General features: G+C 65.1%; 17 protein-coding genes. 13 read left to right on the forward strand and 4 right to left on the reverse strand.

The genetic code is table 11. The features are described from left to right. The first annotated feature begins 46 nt into the window (after positions 1 to 46). The 11 genes from C7C56_RS16490 to map are packed head-to-tail and all read left to right on the forward strand — an operon-like array spanning position 47 to position 11,203. Entirely contained in the window at positions 47 to 1,081 is a 1,035-nt protein-coding gene (locus C7C56_RS16490) for a Rieske 2Fe-2S domain-containing protein (protein ID WP_106758464.1), read from the forward strand. Further along, positions 1,065 to 1,715 (forward strand): hypothetical protein, encoded by a 651-nt coding sequence (locus tag C7C56_RS16495; protein ID WP_146204516.1) that lies wholly within the window; start codon positions 1,065 to 1,067, stop codon positions 1,713 to 1,715. Before C7C56_RS16490 ends, C7C56_RS16495 begins: the two co-directional genes overlap by 17 nt. Beyond that, complete coding sequence (locus tag C7C56_RS16500; protein WP_106758466.1) at positions 1,687 to 2,448, forward strand: hypothetical protein; 762 nt, start codon at positions 1,687 to 1,689, stop codon at positions 2,446 to 2,448. Before C7C56_RS16495 ends, C7C56_RS16500 begins: the two co-directional genes overlap by 29 nt. After that, positions 2,438 to 3,991, forward strand: coding sequence for a GH3 family acyl-acid amido synthetase (locus C7C56_RS16505; RefSeq protein ID WP_106758467.1), 1,554 nt, complete (start codon positions 2,438 to 2,440; stop codon positions 3,989 to 3,991). The genes C7C56_RS16500 and C7C56_RS16505 overlap by 11 nt, the downstream gene beginning before the upstream one ends. Next, positions 3,988 to 5,085 carry a hypothetical protein gene (locus tag C7C56_RS16510; RefSeq protein WP_146204517.1) on the forward strand — a complete coding sequence of 366 codons (1,098 nt, stop codon included), beginning with the start codon at positions 3,988 to 3,990 and terminating at the stop codon, positions 5,083 to 5,085. Before C7C56_RS16505 ends, C7C56_RS16510 begins: the two co-directional genes overlap by 4 nt. A 25-nt stretch (positions 5,086 to 5,110) precedes the next feature. Next, positions 5,111 to 7,843, forward strand: coding sequence for an FG-GAP-like repeat-containing protein (locus tag C7C56_RS16515; protein ID WP_106758469.1), 2,733 nt, complete (start codon positions 5,111 to 5,113; stop codon positions 7,841 to 7,843). Between the two features lie 9 nt (positions 7,844 to 7,852). Further along, positions 7,853 to 7,984 (forward strand): hypothetical protein, encoded by a 132-nt coding sequence (locus C7C56_RS30330; RefSeq protein WP_267874716.1) that lies wholly within the window; start codon positions 7,853 to 7,855, stop codon positions 7,982 to 7,984. A gap of 18 nt (positions 7,985 to 8,002) precedes the next feature. Continuing rightward, positions 8,003 to 8,797, forward strand: coding sequence for a hypothetical protein (locus C7C56_RS28930; protein WP_181373201.1), 795 nt, complete (start codon positions 8,003 to 8,005; stop codon positions 8,795 to 8,797). Between the two features lie 50 nt (positions 8,798 to 8,847). Continuing rightward, the gene (locus C7C56_RS28935) at positions 8,848 to 9,735 is read left to right on the forward strand and encodes a fatty acid desaturase family protein (RefSeq protein WP_181373202.1); all 888 of its coding nucleotides are present in this window, start codon (positions 8,848 to 8,850) and stop codon (positions 9,733 to 9,735) included. A 27-nt stretch (positions 9,736 to 9,762) separates the two neighbouring features. Next, positions 9,763 to 10,347 carry a TetR/AcrR family transcriptional regulator gene (locus tag C7C56_RS16525; protein WP_106758470.1) on the forward strand — a complete coding sequence of 195 codons (585 nt, stop codon included), beginning with the start codon at positions 9,763 to 9,765 and terminating at the stop codon, positions 10,345 to 10,347. A 19-nt stretch (positions 10,348 to 10,366) separates the two neighbouring features. Continuing rightward, positions 10,367 to 11,203, forward strand: coding sequence for a type I methionyl aminopeptidase (gene map, locus C7C56_RS16530; protein WP_106758471.1), 837 nt, complete (start codon positions 10,367 to 10,369; stop codon positions 11,201 to 11,203). A 4-nt stretch (positions 11,204 to 11,207) separates the two neighbouring features. On the opposite strand, the gene C7C56_RS16535 is transcribed toward map, so the two are convergent. From C7C56_RS16535 to C7C56_RS16550, 4 genes are read right to left on the reverse strand one after another with little or no spacing between them, the layout of a single operon-like run. Beyond that, positions 11,208 to 11,822, reverse strand: a complete 615-nt coding sequence (locus C7C56_RS16535) for a phosphatase PAP2 family protein (protein WP_106758472.1) — start codon at positions 11,820 to 11,822, stop codon at positions 11,208 to 11,210. Further along, the gene (locus C7C56_RS16540) at positions 11,819 to 13,540 is read right to left on the reverse strand and encodes a B12-binding domain-containing radical SAM protein (protein ID WP_181373203.1); all 1,722 of its coding nucleotides are present in this window, start codon (positions 13,538 to 13,540) and stop codon (positions 11,819 to 11,821) included. The genes C7C56_RS16535 and C7C56_RS16540 overlap by 4 nt, the downstream gene beginning before the upstream one ends. Before the next feature lie 41 nt (positions 13,541 to 13,581). Next, positions 13,582 to 14,928, reverse strand: coding sequence for a cytochrome P450 (locus C7C56_RS16545; protein WP_106758474.1), 1,347 nt, complete (start codon positions 14,926 to 14,928; stop codon positions 13,582 to 13,584). Positions 14,929 to 14,947: 19 nt separating this feature from the next. After that, positions 14,948 to 15,658 carry an SOS response-associated peptidase gene (locus tag C7C56_RS16550; protein ID WP_106758475.1) on the reverse strand — a complete coding sequence of 237 codons (711 nt, stop codon included), beginning with the start codon at positions 15,656 to 15,658 and terminating at the stop codon, positions 14,948 to 14,950. Between the two features lie 149 nt (positions 15,659 to 15,807). Here C7C56_RS16550 and C7C56_RS29960 point away from each other — a divergent pair, with 149 nt between their 5' ends. Next, positions 15,808 to 16,314 (forward strand): Xre family toxin-antitoxin system antitoxin, encoded by a 507-nt coding sequence (locus C7C56_RS29960; protein WP_229458822.1) that lies wholly within the window; start codon positions 15,808 to 15,810, stop codon positions 16,312 to 16,314. Next, positions 16,311 to 16,784: an RES family NAD+ phosphorylase gene (locus C7C56_RS16560; protein ID WP_106758476.1), complete on the forward strand. Its 474-nt coding sequence runs from the start codon at positions 16,311 to 16,313 to the stop codon at positions 16,782 to 16,784. Before C7C56_RS29960 ends, C7C56_RS16560 begins: the two co-directional genes overlap by 4 nt. Positions 16,785 to 17,168 lie beyond the last annotated feature (384 nt).

The raw sequence follows: 17,168 nt of genomic DNA on the forward strand, positions 1-17,168 counted from the left end.
TTGCGATGGTGTTTTTTGAGGCTATGTTTCACCTTATAATTGGTGCATGACTGAGACCGACCTCGCCGTGCCGCCCGGGTGGTACATCCTTTGCCGCGCGCGCCAGTTGGGGCGCGCGCCGAAGCGTTTCATGCACGCGGGACGGGCGCTGGTCGCCTTCCGCACCAAGGACAAAAAGCTCGGCGTGCTCGAGGACCGTTGCGCGCACCGCGCGGTGCCGCTGTCGGAGGGCAAGGTCTGCGGCGAAACCGTCCAGTGCCCCTACCACGGCTGGCAATACGACCCGCAGGGCAAGGTCACGCACGTGCCGGCCCTGTCGGCGTGCGCCAACGCGGCCAACAAGGCGAGGGTGCGGGCGTGGCCAAGCGTGGAGCAGGAGGGCTTCGTCTGGATCTGGAGCGGCGAGGGCGGGGCGCCCGGCGCGCCGCCGACGATGGCCAACTACCGCGCCCCGGGCTGGACCAGTTTCGTGATGCAGACGCGCTTCAAGGCCGGCGTCGACTCGTGCCTCGAAAACTTCCTCGATTGCCCGCACGCGACCTTCGTGCACAAATACTGGTTCCGGGCGCCGACCAAGCAGTCGGTCAAGGCGGTCGTGACGACGCTCGGCGACGGCGCGCAGGCCGAGTTTTTCGAGGAGCCGCGCGAGAAAAGCGTGGTCTGGAGCATGCTCGCCCCGCGCGAGGGAAAGATGGAACATGTCGACCGCTTCATCGCGCCCAACACCAGCCGGGTCGACTACGTGTTTCCGGGCGGCCTGCATTACATCATCACCTCCGTGTGCAATCCAATCAATGCGTTCGAGACCGAGGTGATCACCGTGATGACCTTCCGCTACAAGCGCATCGGCTGGCTGGTGCGCCTGTTTTTCGAGCCGCTGTCGCGCTGGATCATCCGGCAGGACGTCGCCATGCTCGGCCTGCAGCAGCGCAACCTCGGCCCCGGGCAGGCCAGGGCGCCCATGTGCAGCACCGAGGCCGATTTGCTCGGCACCCACATCGTCATGTGGCGCAAGTCGATGCTCGACAAGACCGATCCGCCCACCCCGGGCCAGCGGCGCGACCATGAAATTTTCCTCTGAGCGGGCGCTGATGCGCGCCACGGCGGCCACGGTCGCCGTGCTGGCCTTGTTCGCGGCCGCGTTCTGGTACCTGCAAAACGTGGCCGGCCTGATCGGCGGCGAGATCGCGCCGGCCAAACTGGCCTGGCTTTGCTTCGCGCTGCTGTTCTGGCTCGGCCTGCCCCTGCTCATCATCTGCGACCCGCGCACGCCGCCGCGGCTGGCCCAGGCCTTCGGCTCGCTGCTGGCGCTGATGGCCGCGCGCGGCGTGGTCGAACTGGTGATGCTGTACGTGTTCCATAATTGGTCGCCGCATTACGGCATCGCGCACGACCTGCTGTGCGCGGCGGTGCTGGCCTACTTCCTCGCGCTGGCCTGGCGCGAAGGCGAGCACCGGGGCGGCAAGCTGGCCTCGACCCTGTCTTTACATGGTATCGTGACGACATTGATGTTCGTGCCGGAAATATGGTTCGCCTACTACATGCACACCAACTTTGGCACCATGGGCGGGGAGGCGATTTACTTCGTTCCCGATGCTGAAAAACACCGGCACGTGCTCAACGTCACGGCTGGCGTCGTCGCGGCGCTGGCGATCTATTTACCGCTGTTCTTAGGATTCTGGTTTCATGGCCCAACTCTCCGCCACCGTCCGTGAACGCGCGCAACTAGGCGAACAGGACATCGCCGCCATGTACGCCTTGTTCGTCGATTACTACGGCGGCACGAGCGCGGCGATGTTCAAGGCCGATCTTGCCGGAAAAACCCATGCGATCGTGTTGCATGCCGAAGGCAAGCTGTGCGGCTTTTCGACGCTGACCCTGATCGAGCCGGTGCCCGGCGCGCCCGGCCCGGTGGCGCGCACGATCTTCTCGGGCGACACCATCATCCACCATGACCATTGGGGCGAGCAAAGCCTGGCGCTGACGTTCTGCCACTTTGCCGGGCAGGTCAAGGCGCAGCAGCCGCAGTTGCCGCTTTACTGGTTCCTCATCTCCAAGGGCTACCGCACCTACCGCTACCTGCATCTTTTCTCCAAACAGTATTGGCCCAGCCACCGCGGGGAAGCGCCGCCGGCGTTCAAGCAGGTGCTCGATGCGCTTGCCACGAAAAAATTCGGCGAGTTTTACGACCCCCAAAGCAGCGTGATCCGCTTCCCGGAGTCGCGCGGCCATCTGCGGCCCGACTGGGCGCAGGTGCGCGACAACCTGCTCGAGCGGCCCGAAGTGCGGTTTTTCCTCGAACGCAACCCGCGCTTCGCCGAGGGCGAGGAGCTCGCCTGCATCACCTTGCTCGACGAGCCGAACCTGCGTTCGGTCGCGCGCCGCGCCTTTGTCGAAGGCCTTGGCGTCGAAGAAGCACGCTGCGAAGGCGCGGTCGATGCCGCCTAAGGACCTCGGTCCCTTGTTGCACGGCGCCGGCCAGCGCTTCCGGGCCGACCTCGCCGATCCTGCGCGGGTGCAGGCCGAGGTGTTGCAATCGATCTTGAGGCAGAACCGGGATTCGGCATTCGGCCGGCGGCACGCCTTTTGCGCGATCGGCGATGGGGCGGCGTATGCCGCCGCCGTGCCGGTGGCGCGGTACGAGGCGCTGGCGGCGGATATCGCGCGCCAGGCGCAAGGCGAGACCAATATTCTGACCACGCAAGACGTGCTCGCGTTCGAAGAAACCGGCGGCAGCAGCGACGGCGGCAAGCTGATCCCCTACACCGCCGATGGCCTAGCGGGCTTCCAGTATGGCTTGCTGGCCTGGCTCGACGACCTGTGCACGCACCATCCCGGCCTCGGCGAGGGCCCGTTTTACTGGGCGATCTCGCCGGCTTGCCGCGCCGCGCGCGCGACGGCGGGCGGCATACCGGTCGGCATGCCCGACGCCGCCTACCTTGGCGCCGAGGTCGGCATGGCCGTCGCGCAGATGCTCGCCGTGCCGGCCGACGTGGGCGCGATCTCCGACGTCGACGAATGGCGCGCCTGCACGCTGCGGCACTTGTTTGCGAGCACAAACATGTCGATGATCTCGGTGTGGAGCCCGTCCTTCCTCACCGAATTGTTGCGCTACGCGGTCATCGGACGCGAGGCGCTGGCGCGGCGGATCGCGCAGGACGATCCGGCGCGCGCGGCCGAGGTGCTGGCGCAGCTGTCCCGCGCCGCGCCCGACTACCGGCGCCTGTGGCCGCGTCTGCAAGTGATCAGTTGCTGGGACCAGGCCTCGGCCGCGGTCGGCGCCGCCACGCTGCGGACCATGTTTCCGCAAGTGCTGGTGCAGGGCAAGGGATTGCTGGCGACCGAGGGCCTGGTGACCATTCCGCTGGCCGGCTTCGCGTACCCGGCGCTGTCGCTGCGCTCGGGCTACTTCGAGTTTGTCGACGCGGCGGGCGTGTGCTTCGGCGCCCACAACCTGGCCCAGGGCCAGCAGTATCAGTTGCTGATGACGACCCATTCCGGCTTGTACCGTTACGCGCTCGGCGACCAGGTCGTGGTGCGCGGCCACGCGGCGCGCACGCCGCTGCTCGAATTCATCGGCCGCAGCGGCGCCACCAGCGACCTGTGCGGAGAGAAACTGAGCGACGCCTTCGTCGCGGGCCGCATCGCCGCGCTCGGACAACCGTTCGCCATGCTCGCGCCCGATGCCGGCGATGGCCGCCAGCGCTATGCGCTGTTGCTCGACGCGGCCGCCGGCGACGCGGCGCGGGCGGACGCCGCCGCCGCCGCGCTCGAACGCTCGCTGCACGACAACCCGCAATACGCCTACGCCCGCAAGCTCGGCCAGCTCGACGCGGTGGTTTCCGTGCGCTGCCTCCATCCCCTGCAAGATTGGCTCGCCGAACGCATGGCGCGCGGGCAGCGCCTCGGCGACATCAAACAGCCCGCGCTGCTAAGCAACACCGCATGGCGCGCATGGGTGAGCGTGGCCGCGCCGGAGCCGGCCGCGTGAGCCGTTACCTGTTCACCCTGGCCGAACCTGGCGACGACGCGCAGTTGCGCGCGCGCATGGCGCAAGACTGGATGGATGGCGACATCGCGGTCAGCTTCCGGCGCGAGCCGAGCTACTTTGCCGGCTGCCGCCTGCAGGGCGACACGGCGCAAGTGATCGTCTGCCGCGACCTCGGGCGCGACAAGATCGTCGGCCTCGGCAGCCGTTGCAGCAGCACCATGTATATTGACGGAAAGCCCACGCGCGCCGGCTACCTGGCCGACCTGCGCGGCGATCCCGAGTACCGCAAGGGCACCTTGCTGGCGCGCGGCTACCGTCTGCTGCGCAGCTTGCATGACGATGATCTGTTGCCCGTGTACTACACGGTGATCTACGACACCAACGCGGTGGCGCTGCGCAACCTCGTCGGCGGGCGCGCCGGATTGCCCTCGTATGTGCCGATGGGCCGCATCCTGACGCCGGCGCTCCACCTCGACCTGCCCAAGCCGGCGATCGATTTGCCGGGCGTGCAATTGCGGCGCGCCCGCGGCGACGAACTGGCCGCCATCGTCGCCTTTTTAAACGGGCAACTTTGCTCGCGCCAGTTCGCCCCCGTTTACCGGGAGCAGGATTTCCTGGCGGGCGGGCGCTGCACCGGGCTCGGCGCCGATGACTTTTTTCTCGCGCTGCGCGACGGCGAGATCGTCGGCACCATTGCCGCATGGGACCAGGCGGCCATCCGGCAGACGCATATCGAGCGTTACTCACCCATGCTGCGCCTGCTGCGTCCGTTTTACCAGATCGCCAGCGCGGTCAGTCCGCTGAAGCCGCTGCCGCCGGTCGGCAGCCGGATCCCCCATCTGTATCTAAGCTGCATCGCGATCGCGGGCGACGCGCCGCCCCTGTTCCGCGTGCTGATGCGCTTTGCGTACAACGCGCTGCGCACCGGACCATGGCATTACGCAATCGCCGGCTTGCACGAGCGCGACCCCTTGGCCCCGGTGCTGGGCGAATACCGCGCGATCGCGGCGGCCGGCGTTTTGCACAAGGTCGATTTCGGCAGCCCTTTTGAACTCGACGACCGCGTTCCCTATATAGAAATGGCACTCGCATGATCATCCTTCATCCGACGGCGATCCAATGATCCTCGCGCTCACCCGCTGGCAACGGTTTCCATTGCTGAGCGACCCGCGGGTTCCCGTGGCGGGCATCCTGTTCGTCTACCTGGTGTTGGGAATGACGGTGCTCGGCTTCAACCGCAGTCCCTTGCAGGTTGCCATCACCGTGCTCACGGCGATCGGCCTCGACATGTTGTTCCACCGCTTTTTCGTCGGCGGGCCGCCGTTGTTCCCGTTCAGCGCGCTCATCACGGGCATGGGCCTGAGCATCCTGATCAACTACGCCCACGGCTACTGGCTCGCCGCGATCCCGCCCTTGTTCGCGATCGCCTCAAAATACCTGATCACCTGGCGCGGACGCCACGTCTACAACCCGGCGCTGTTCGGCGTGGTCAGCTGCATCTTGCTGATGGAGGACGTCATCAGCCCGGCGCCGGCCTACCAGTGGGGCGGCTCCTACGCGGTGGCCGCGTTTGTCGCGACGCTGGCGATCTTTTTCTTTGCGATGCGGATCCAGCGCATGGCGCTGATCATTTCCTTCCTCGGCTTTTACACCATCGGCCTGTTGGTGCGCGCCTGGCTCACGCGCTGGCATGTGCCGCCGGAAACCTGGCTCATGGGCGCCTTGACCGCGCCCACGTTCTACCTGTTCACCTTTTTCATGATCACCGACCCGCAGACCTCGCCGGGGCCGCGGCCCAAGCAGATCCTGGCCGGGTTCGCCATCGCCGCGTTCGACTTCTTGCTGCACTTGAAGGAGAGCCTGTACACCTTCTTTTTCGCGGCATTCATTTTCGCGACCTTGATGTTCCTGTGGAATCACGCCAACGCCCTGCGCGAAGGCTGGGCCGGCCTCAAGGGGCGGCTGCGTTTCGGCGCGCGCCGCTGGTCCACCCTGGGCGCCGCCGGGGGCTTGCTGTGGTTCGGCGCGCACAGCATCGCGGCGGTGGAGCAGGGCGAGCGTGCCAATTTCAAACTGGTCGAGGTCGCGCAGGCACAGTCCAATGTTGCCGCGCGCCAGGGCGACGTGCTCACCCGGGTCGATCCGCGCATCGCCCATATCGGCAAGTGGTTGTTGTCGGTGGGCGACGCGGCCGTCGTTGCCGACATCGACAACGATGGCTTGCAGGACATGTTCCTGACCCTGCCGCTCAAGCACGCGGACGACCGCGTGGCCCTCTACCGCAATTTGGGCAACTTCGCCTTCGAGCGGATCGCCGTGCCGGTGCTGGGCGACATCGCCGCCCATCCCGAGGCGCATGGCCTGCCTTCGGGCGGCATGTTCCTCGACTATGACAATGACGGCGATCAGGATCTGCTCGTCACCATCGGCTATGGCAAGACGCGCTTGTTGCAAAACCAGTTGATCGGGACGGGGAAGCTCGATTTTATCGACGTCAGCGAACAGGTGGGCCTGAACGAGTACACGGTCAGCATCGCCGCAAACGCGGCCGACTACGACCACGACGGCAGGCTCGACATGGTGATCGCCAACGTCACCAGCCCGACCCTGCGCGCCTACGACACGCCGGTGCCATTCAATTTGTTCAAGTTGCCCGCGCCCGCCTACGCGGGCGATCGGCGCATGTTCGACTTCATGCACCGCACCTGGCACGACGCCAACAATGGCGGTGGCATGGCGCTCTGGCGCAACACGGGCGGCGGCTTTGCCAAGCTAGCGCCCGAACAGCTCGGGCTGGCCGGCGAACACCGCTGGACCACTTCGATCGGCTTTGGCGACCTCGACGGCGACGGCTGGCCAGATTTGTACGCGGCCAACGATTTCGGCCCCGACCAGTTGCTGCTGAATCAGCGCAACGGAAAATTCGCGATGGTCAAGGGCAGCATCACGGGCCAGATCGGGCGCGACACCTACAAGGGCATGAATGCGACGCTGGCCGACTTCGACAACAATGGATTCGCCGACATTTACATCTCGAACGTGCACGAGAAGCTGCAGGCCGAGGGCAGCCTGCTCTGGATGAACAGCGGCAAGCCGGGCACGCCCGCGGGCTGGAGCGACCATGCGGCGGGCCGCAACGCGCTCAACGAGAAACGTTTCGGCTGGGGCGCGGCGGCGGGCGACCTCGATCTCGACGGCAAGCTCGACATCGTGCAGGCCAATGGCATGGTCGACAACGCCTACGACAAGGTGGCCGAGGGTTGCCCCGATTACTGGTACTGGAACGACAAGATCGCGTTGACCCGCCCCGACGTGCACGGCTTTGCCGACCGTTGGGCCGACTTGCGCGGACGCTGCATTTTTCCACACGAACGCAACCGGGTCTATCTCAACCGCGGCCAGCATTTTGTCGACGTGGCGGCGCAGGTCGGCCTGACGCAGGAGGGCAATTCGCGCGGCGTGGCGCTGGCCGATTTTAACAACGACGGCCGGCTCGACATGCTCATCACGCGCCAGTTCGCACCGGTGTCGATCTACCGCAACGAGGCGCAAACCGCCACCAATGGCTGGGTCGGGCTGGATCTGCGCGGCAACGGCACACGCTGCAACCGCGATGCGGTGGGAACCAGGGTCGTGATTTCTGACGAACAAGGCGGCGTGCGAAAAAGCCAGTGGCGCGAAGTGCTTGTGATCAATGGCTTTTCGGCGCAGAACGACCGCCGCCTGTTGTTCGGCCTTGGCGAGAAAGCACCCGCCAAAGTGGCGGCCAAGATCCATTGGTGCGGCGCCGCCGAGGCGCAGGACGTGGTGATCGACGCCGGCCGCTACCATTCGCTCTCACAGGCAAACTGATGTCAGCAAATGGGTAAGTTTTGTATTTCGGCGCCGGTCGACGATGTCATGCTCGGCCAGGCCACCCGCCCGCACGTCGACGCGCTCGGCGGCAGGCTGCCCTCGGCCGACGCGCTGCGGCGGCTGGCCGCCGACCACTGACTCGATTTTGCCACGCTGGTGTTGTTCCATGCCGTGCACGCGTCGCCCCCGCACGCGGCGTTCATCGCCGCCGTCGAGAGCGAGAAAATATCGACCAGCCACGCCCCGATCGACGCGAAGATACTGATCATTCCAGCCCTGTTCCACGGGCACTATCCGGAGACGGGCGCCGACGGCAAGTTTGCCGCCGACATCGCGCGCCAATGCGGCTTTGCGGTTGGCACCATTCCCATCCGCAGCCTTGGCACGAGCACCGAGAACGCGCGCATCATCCGCGACGCGCTCGAACACGAGACCGCATCGCAGATCTGGATATTTGGCATCAGCAAGGGCAACGCCGACTTCCGCGCGTATCTGCAACTCTACCCGAACGCGGCGGCGATTTCGCGCCTGCGCGGCTGGATCAATGTGTGCGGCGTCGTTGCCGGCTCGCAGGTGGCGGACCACAACACCAGGACCCGGTTCGGCGCCTTCAAGTACGGCGCCATCTGCCGCCTGTTCGGCGCCGGCTACGACCTGATACGCGAGATGCGCACCGACCATCCTTACTGGCGCAAGCCGATCGTGCTGCCGGAGCACATGAAAGTGTTCAGCTTCGTGGCGATTCCGCTGGGCGCGCACATTCAAAAAACGCTGATCAAGCGTTACCGCGCGATCAGCCCGTTTGGCCCCAACGACGGCATGGTGGTGTGCCGCGACGCCATCCTCGACGGCGGCCCGGCCTACCCGGTGTGGGGCGCGGACCATTTTTTCCGCAGCCCCGAAGTGATCCCCCTCTTGTACCGCTTCTTCAGCTTTTTACGTGGACAATAATGACGACCAGACAGAGGCCGCTTATCCATACGCGCCTGAACGTGCTACTCGTGGCTGCCGTGCAAGCCACCGCGCTCGGGCTGTTGTGGCTCGGCGCGCACCTGCCGTTGATCTGGGCGTTGCCGGTCGGGATAATCTTCTCGTTCGTACTGCTGAACAATTACGCGCTGATGCACGAGGCCTCGCACGACAATCTGCATCCTGATCCGGCATGGAACCAGCGGCTCGGCGTGCTGGCCGGGTTTTTGTTCCCGATGCCGTTTTCGATGTTCAAGGTCACGCACACCGTGCACCATTGCTGCAACCGCACCGACCACGAAATGTTCGATCTGTACTATCCCGGCGACAACATGTTCCTCAAGCTGGGGCAGTGGTACGGGCTCATGTGCGGTTGGTTCTGGCCATGCATTCCGGTCGGCACCGTGCTGCTGGCGACTTTCCCGGCCTTGCTGCGCACGGCGCCGTTCCGCAAGGCGCGCACCACGGCCGTGTTGTTCGACGATTTTGAAAAGCATGGCATCAACCGGATCCGGGGCGAGGTGGTGGCCATGCTCGCGTTCTGGACCGCGCTGTTCCATTTGCTCGATCTGCGCTGGAGCGCGCTGTTGATCATGTACGCCTGCTTCGCCTTCCACTGGTCGACGCGGCAATACGCCACCCACGCGTTCACGCCGCGCGATGTCATCAACGGCGCGCTCAATCTGCGTTCGGGCAAGTTCATGTCGGCGATTCTGCTCTACAGCAATTGGGATCTGGTGCACCACCAGAAACCCTGGCTGCCGTGGACCGCGCTCGAGGAGCAGGGCAAGCGCAGCGTGGCGCCGGTCGGTTTCTGGCCGCAATACTGGCGCATGTGGCGCGGCCCGATTCCGGTGACCGAACCAGCCCCCAACCGTTTGCCCAACACGCCGCCGGTGCCAAGCAAAGGGCTTGACTGATTCAAATAGAATCTATATTCTATTTGAATGGTCAGATTAGCTAAATACAACGAAGACGGGTTTATCGAGAGCGCGATCCGGATTGCCGCCCAGTGCGGCATTGGCGCGGTGTCGATGGCGTCGATCGCCTCCAATGCGGGGGCGCCCATCGGTTCCCTGTATCACCGCTTCGATTCGCGCAACACGGTGCTGGCGCGCGCCTGGCTCAAGGTCAGGGCCGATTTTCGGGCCGAGGTCAGTTGCCATTGGGCGCGGGGCGATACCTGGCGCGCCGTCGAGACGCTGGTGCAATGGTGCCGCGACAAGCCCGTGTACGCGCGCTTCATGCTGCAATCGGACGAGGCCCCGGACTTTGGCGAGCTGTCGGCGCCGCTGCGCGAGGAGCTCGAGGCCGACCAGGCCGAACTCGACGCCGCTTTCACGCGCTGCGTGCAAACCTTGCCTCCAGGCGCGGACGATGCCGGCCATGTGCTGCGCTTCGTGTTGATCGGCGCGCCGGTGGCCATGGTCAAACCTTTCCTGAACCAAGACCTGCCGATTCCAGCATCCATCAATGCCGTGCTGCGCTCGTCGCACGACGCCGTCTGCACCTGGGCGCGCAAGGCCGCCTAATCCACGTCAAAGCGAACCCATGATTTATTCCCTCCAGGCCGACCACGGCAAGCGCATCCCCCTGCACGACGAGGCCGGCTTCGCGGCGATGCGCCTTGTTTGCCGCGTCGCCGCCGACACCCTCGACATGATCGCGCCGCATGTCAAACCCGGCGTTTCCACCGCCGAGCTCGACGCGCTGTGCGAGGCATGCATGCGCGAGGCCGGCAGCATTCCCGCCACCATCGGCTACCACGGCTACCAGCACGCGAGCTGTATTTCGGTCAACAATGTGGTCACCCATGGCGTGCCGTCCAAGGTCAAATTCTTGCGCGAGGGGGACATCGTCAACATCGACATTTCGCCCTTGATGGACGGTTGGCATGGCGACACCAGCCGCACCTTCAAGGTCGGCACTGTTTCGATCCTGGCCGAGCGGCTGGTCAGGATGACTTACGAAGCAATGTTTGCCGGCATTAACACGGTCCGGCCCGGCGCAACCCTTGGCGACCTTGGTGCGGCGATCGAGGCGCTCGCGCGGGCGCAGGGTTTTTCGACGGTGCGTGATTTTTGCGGGCACGGCATCGGAAAAATATTCCACGATGCGCCGCAAGTGCTGCACTACGGCCGCGCCGGTACCGGCATCGTGCTCGAGCCGGGCATGATCTTCACGATCGAACCAATGCTCAACGTAGGCACCCACCATGTCAAGGTGTTGCCGGACGGTTGGACGACCGTGACCAAAGACCGCAAGCTGTCGGCGCAGTTCGAGCATACGGTCGCGGTCACCGATAGCGGTGTCGAAATTTTCACGCTGTCGGCCGCCGAGCGGGCCGGGCTGGCAGCTGGCGAAGACGCCCAAGTGCGTGCCGCTTGAACTTTTATTCCGTGCGGCAAAACGCAACGTAACAGACCGCGCCAAGCAGGGCGCCGCTGAACACATCGGCAAGATGGTGCTGGTGCACGAGCAGCACCGAGGCCATGATCGCCCCGAGCCATGCCAGCAACAGCGCGGACAGCTTGCCGCCGCGCATGGCCAGCACGAACAGGGTGCTTAGCGCCACGTGCAGCGACGGCGCCGTGTTGTAGGGTTGGTCGAGCGCGCGCAGGCCGGCGAACAGGCTCGCCTCGAGCGTGCCGGCGGCCGGCATCGCGGGCGCTAGCGCGAATGCGGATATGCCCGGCGCCAACACAAAGCACACGCCCGCGATCAGCATGCAGACGGCCGCGGCAAGCCCGAGGCGCCGCATGCGCGCCTGGTCGAGCAAAAACAGTGGCGCCCAGAACAGCAGCGCTATCGATAGATACGGGTAAATCATCACGGGGACGAAGGGCATGTCTTGCTCCCAAGACGCGTAATAACGCATCGGATCGGCATGCCGTGCGGCCAGCCAGTTGGCGCAGCCGTAGACCACGGCGAACAGCGCGTGCAGCCCGAGATACATCTTCACGTACAGCCGCAACGCCTGGCGCGTGGGCAGCGAAGGCGTGCTCATGGTTTCTCGGGCGCGATGCGGTGCAAGGCGATCGGATTGCGCAGCTTGGTCGAATCGGGGCCGGAGAATTCGGTCAGCACGCTGGTGTGGGCCGAGGCGTTTTCCGGCCAGGCCAGCCGGTTCTTTTCGATGCTGCGCGCCAGCTTGCGGTCGAGCCAGCGGTTGGCCAGGTCGAAGCCGCCCTTGAGCACCCCATGGCCGGTGGCGGCCCCGTGCTGGAATGCGAGCAAGGCCTCGCGCTGTGCGATGTCGTAGCCGAGCATGCCCGAGTAAAACATCGGCGCGTTCAGGGCGATGCGGTTTTGCATGAGGCGCTCGTTGAGGGCGCGCACATGGTTGCCGACGGTGGCCGACGACATCGTGTCGTGTTCCCAATACGGCGCCACTGTGTTCGGATTGTTGTCGGTGCGCAGGCCGAAGCGGCGGCGGTTCTTCTCGCTCAGGATGGGCACGTTCGCCACGCGGGTGCTGAAGGTGGCCAAAAAGTAGAAGTCGGGCGGGGTCGCCTCGAGGAAGCGGTAGGTGTGCTCCAGCGTTTGCGCGGTTTCTCCTGGAAAGCCGACGATCAGGGAGATGATCGAGGTCAGGCCCAGCTTGCGGCAATTTTCGAGCGCGCGGTGGTTGGCCTCGACCGTGCAGCGCTTGTCCATATTGTCGAGCTGTTGCTGGTCGCCCGACTCGATGCCTATTTGAACCTGATGGGCGCCGGCCTCGCGCATCATGCGCACGATGTCCTCGTGCGCGATGTCGTCGGCGCGCGCGTAGCAGATCCACTTGACGTCGATGCGCCGCCTGACCAGTTCGTTGCACAGCGCGCTCAGGCGCGCGCGCGGCATGGTGAACAGCGAGTCGAGGCAGGTGATGTATTTGGCGCCGGTATCTTCGGTGTAGCGCTGCCAGTCGTCGGCGATTTTTTGCGCGCTCTTGTAGCGGAAGCGCGTGTCGTCGAACAAGTAAGGGTAGTTGCAGAAGTTGCAGCGGTAGGGGCAGCCGCGCACGCTCTCGTAATACAGCATGTCGAAGCGGCGGCCGTAGTCGCGCTCGGCCTGGGCCCAGTCGGGCGTGGGTAAAAAGTCGAGGTCGCGGCTGTCGGGCACGCCGCTGCGCACCACGCGCGTGTGCGCGCGCCGCTCGATGCGGCCCGTCGGCGGCGCCACCAAGTCGGTGAAGCCGCTGCGGATGTAGCGCACCAGCGCCGGAACGAGCAACTCGCCGTAGCCGGCCGCGAGCAAGTCCACTTCGGGCACGCCGGGCCACTCGTCGGCCAGCAGGTTCGCCAGCGCGCCGCCGAGCACGATGCGGTTGTGCGGGGTTTTCAGCAGTTTGAGCAGGGGAACGACTTCGCTGAGGTCGCGCAGCAGGGTGGCCGACAGGAACACGGTGTTGCATTCGGCAAGTTGTTGCCTGAAGCTTGGGCTTTGGCCAAAGACTTCATCGACGGTCGCCGTGGCGTACGGCATTTGCTCCTGGCGCAGCAAGGTGGTGAGCACGACCTCGGTCAGTTCGGGCGTGCCCGTTTGCGACGCCGCCCGGTTGAAGTAGGCGCTCACTTTCTCCGGGAGGTTCCGCCCGGCCATGCGGCGCGCGACTTCGGCACAGACGAGCGACTCGGCCATGACGAGTTTGATCTTGAGGTCGAGCCAGGCCGATTCGGCGGCGCGCCATTGCAGCAACTGCTTGCGGGCCGCGCGGATGACCGAGGTTTCTTTCTCGTTCAATAGGCCGCCAGTGACCACGAGCACTTTGTCGGCCCCGGGTATCATGCCAGCCGCCGCAGCAGGGGGCCGCCCGAGGGGACGATCAAGACCATATTGCGCACCGGTTTGGCGGGCGCGGCATTGGCCAGTTCGAAGTTGCAATTGCCGAGCATCTCGGAGGCGATCAACACCATTTGCCGCAGCGCGAACGGCATGCCGGCGCACAGGCGGTTGCCGAGGCCGAAGGGGAAATACGAATGGCGCCATTCCGGCTTCGGGTTCACGAAGCGCCGCGCGATGAAGCGATCTGGCTGGTCGAACACGGCTGGGTTGCGCTGGGCAAGGTACATGCACGGCAGCACGCGCTCGCCGGCGGCGATCTGGTAGTCGCCCACGGCGGTTGGGGCGACCGCGTGGCGGGTCAGGTGCACCACGACCGGGGACAGGCGCATGCTCTCGTGGATGGCGGAACGGAGCAGTACATGTTGCTCAAGGTCGGGTTGCTCAAGGTCGGGTTGCTCAGGGTCGGGTTGCTCAAGGTCGGGTTGCTCAGGGTCGGCCAGCGCATTCGATGCGTTGGTGCGGCAGAGGTCGATTTCGCCGCGCACATCGGCCAGCGCCCGCGGGTCCTGCAAGATGTGGTGGAAGAACCATCCCATCGCCGCCGCGCTCGTGTCGTGGCCGAACATGAGGAAGGTCACCATTTGCGACACCAGTTCGGCATCGCTGACATCGGCCGTTCCCGCGCGCCGTTGCCGCATCATGGTGCCGAGCACGCCGCCGCTGTCGGGCTTGGCCAGCAAGTCCTCGATGAAGCGGTGAAGCGCCGTGCGGTTGTTCAAAAAACGTCCCCAGGCGGAACGCTCGCCAAGATTGATCTGCAAGGGTTTGAGGAACAGGATCGCCGGATTGGTGAACGAGCCGAGCCACTTGCGCACGAGCCCGACGGCATGCTCATGGCGCGCGGGACCGAGCGCGCCGAACAGCACCTCGATGATGATGTTGAGCGTGATGTCGGCCGTGAACTTCATGCCCGAGAAGCAGGACAGCGGCGGCTGCGCCTCTAGCGCGCGCGCGACCCATTTGCGCGTCAGCACGTCGTGCGCGGTCATGTCGCCGGTAAAAAAATGGGGCAGCATCAGCGTGCGGTGGCGTTCGTGCCGGGCGCCTTCGAGCACGATCAGGCTGTGGTCGCCGACCACGGGGCGCAGGGCTTGCGTGCCGCGCCCGCCGATCAGCTCCTTGTTGCGCACGATGCCAGCTATCAAGGCCGGATCGCCCGTGAGCAGGCTGCGCCCCATGACCGGCAAGTCGAGGCGGAACGTGAGCCCGCCTTTGGCGAGCCTGGCGTCGAGCAGGGCGCAGGGCGCGCGCAGCCAGTCGAGGCCGGTGCGGATCCGCGTCAGCATGGCGGCACGCGCGCAAGGCTCAAAACAGCTCGCCTGGGCTCGGTGCCGGTGTCGCGATGGGCCGCGGTTTTGGTTTTGGCACGCGCGGCGGCAGCGGCGCGAGCCAAGCCTTCATTGTTTCGGCCGGGAAGGGGCGCAGGAAGCTGCGCGCCAGTTCGGGGTCGCGGCAGGTCAGCCAGGCATCGAGCTCGTCGTCGGGGATCACGACCAGCGAGCGTTTCTCGTCGCCGGGCTTGTGGAAGCGCCGCATCAGCGGATGCTCGTCGGCGTTGATGGTCAGCTGGGTGAACGAGGTGCCGATGACGCCGTCGGCGCCGCCCCACTCGCGCCACAGGCCCGCCACCGAGAACATGCCGTCGTCGTGCTTGCCGATGCCGAAGCGCTCGGCCTTGCCGCTTTCGTAGCCCGGCTCGAAGAAACACGTCATCGGCACCGCGCACAGCTGCGCCTTGCGCCAAGCGGGCGCGAACGAACGGCGCTCGCCGATGGTTTCCGCGCGCGCGTTCATGGTGTCGAACACCTTGACGCCCTCGGGAATGTGCTTGCGCGGCACCATGCCATAGGTGGCGAGGCACAACTCGCGCGCGCCGTCGCCGTTGGCGCGGATGATGGGCGCGGGATAGTCCTTCCAAGTCTCGCTCGGCCAGTCCCAGTCCCGGTACACATCGATCAGCGCGCCGACGACGGCTTCGAGCAGTTCAGGGGGAGGAGGGCGGAAATTGATGCACATGGTCTACCTTGAAACATTGATCGCTAACGCCGATGATAGCAGGGGCGGGCGGGCATCGTCGACCATTGCGGAAAGCGCGATACGGCAACTCGGGCGCCGCTTGCGCCTCGCCTCATTTGAGCTACACTTACGTCTTAAAGGAGGCAAATATGCCGAATTCCAAAGCAAGCGCGAAGCCAGCGGCAGCGGCCCGCGCCGCCGATGCAACATTCGCCGGGCACGCCGTTTTTGTCGATGCTACACAAATTCACCGCTTCGATCCCGGGGCGCGCATTGCCGTGATCCGGCAGGGCATACCCGCGTCGTCGATCAGCAGTCTCTCGTCGCGCATGGGCATGAGCAAGGAAAATTTGTTGTCCAGCCTCGGCCTCTCCCGCGCCACGATCAGCCGCAAGGAAAAAGACGCCACGGTGTTGTCCAAGGACGAATCGGAACGCGTTCTGGGCGTTGAAATGCTGATCGGAATGGTGCAGGCGATGGTCGAGCAGTCTGGCCATCCAACCGGGTTCGACGCGGCGCGCTGGGTTGCCGACTGGCTGAGCAAGCCACTGCCGGCGCTGGCCGGTGCGACGCCAGCGAGCTACATGGACACGTTCGAGGGCCAGAAACTGGTGGCCGAACTGCTTTCGATGAGCCAGAGCGGTGCGTACGCGTGAGCGTTCCGGTCTGGCGGATCGCAGTTGAGGCCCCGACATACACTGCCGATGATCTGAGCGGTACTGGCGCCAAGCTGACGGGCGGGCGCTGGAACAGCAAGGGCACCCCCGTCGTCTACTGCGCCATGAACATCGCGCTGGCCACCCTAGAGACCGTGCACTGCCTGCGCAACGGCACGCTGCCGTTCAATCGCTACCTGGTGCGCATCGACGTCCCGGACCCGGTATGGGAACGGCGCCAGATGCTCGACGCGCTCCCAGGCGGCTGGGATGCGATTCCGGGCGGATTGACCGCCAAGCGGGTAGGCGACGCCTGGATCGCCTCGGGGGCCTCGGCGCTCCTGCTTGTTCTCTCCGTGATCGTGCCCGACGAATACAATGTGCTGATCAATCCGAAGCACTGGGATGCCGCCGCTATCGGCGCCACGACCCTCAAACGCTGGATCTACGACCCGCGGTTTTTCCCTTGATATTGTTCCGTCGACCCGTAACCCGGGTCTGCCCCCTTACCTCTGAATTGCTCCCGGATTCGTGTTCAATCAAATGGTTGGCCTGTCCGCGCCTCGGCGCCTTTCTGTGGCGAACGCCGCTTGCCCCATTGAATAGAATTTCGTAACCGGGGTCTGACCCCACTTATGAAAGTAATTGCCGAAACTGGGGCATCTCAAGGGCTTGGCCGTGGATTAATGCCAATTAATTTCGCTATCGGGGTCAGACCCCGGTTGCGATATGCGTGAACCTTTTGGTTGCACCCATTCTGGGCGGTTTTTAATTGCCCTCGGCAGGCGACACGCGGTAATTTATCCAAATGGAACTCTTGGGCGGTGCTTGGGTCTAAATGCCGAGCTCGTAAC

This window comes from Massilia glaciei (assembly GCF_003011895.2).
In the GTDB taxonomy this organism is placed as follows: domain Bacteria; phylum Pseudomonadota; class Gammaproteobacteria; order Burkholderiales; family Burkholderiaceae_D; genus Telluria_A; species Telluria_A glaciei.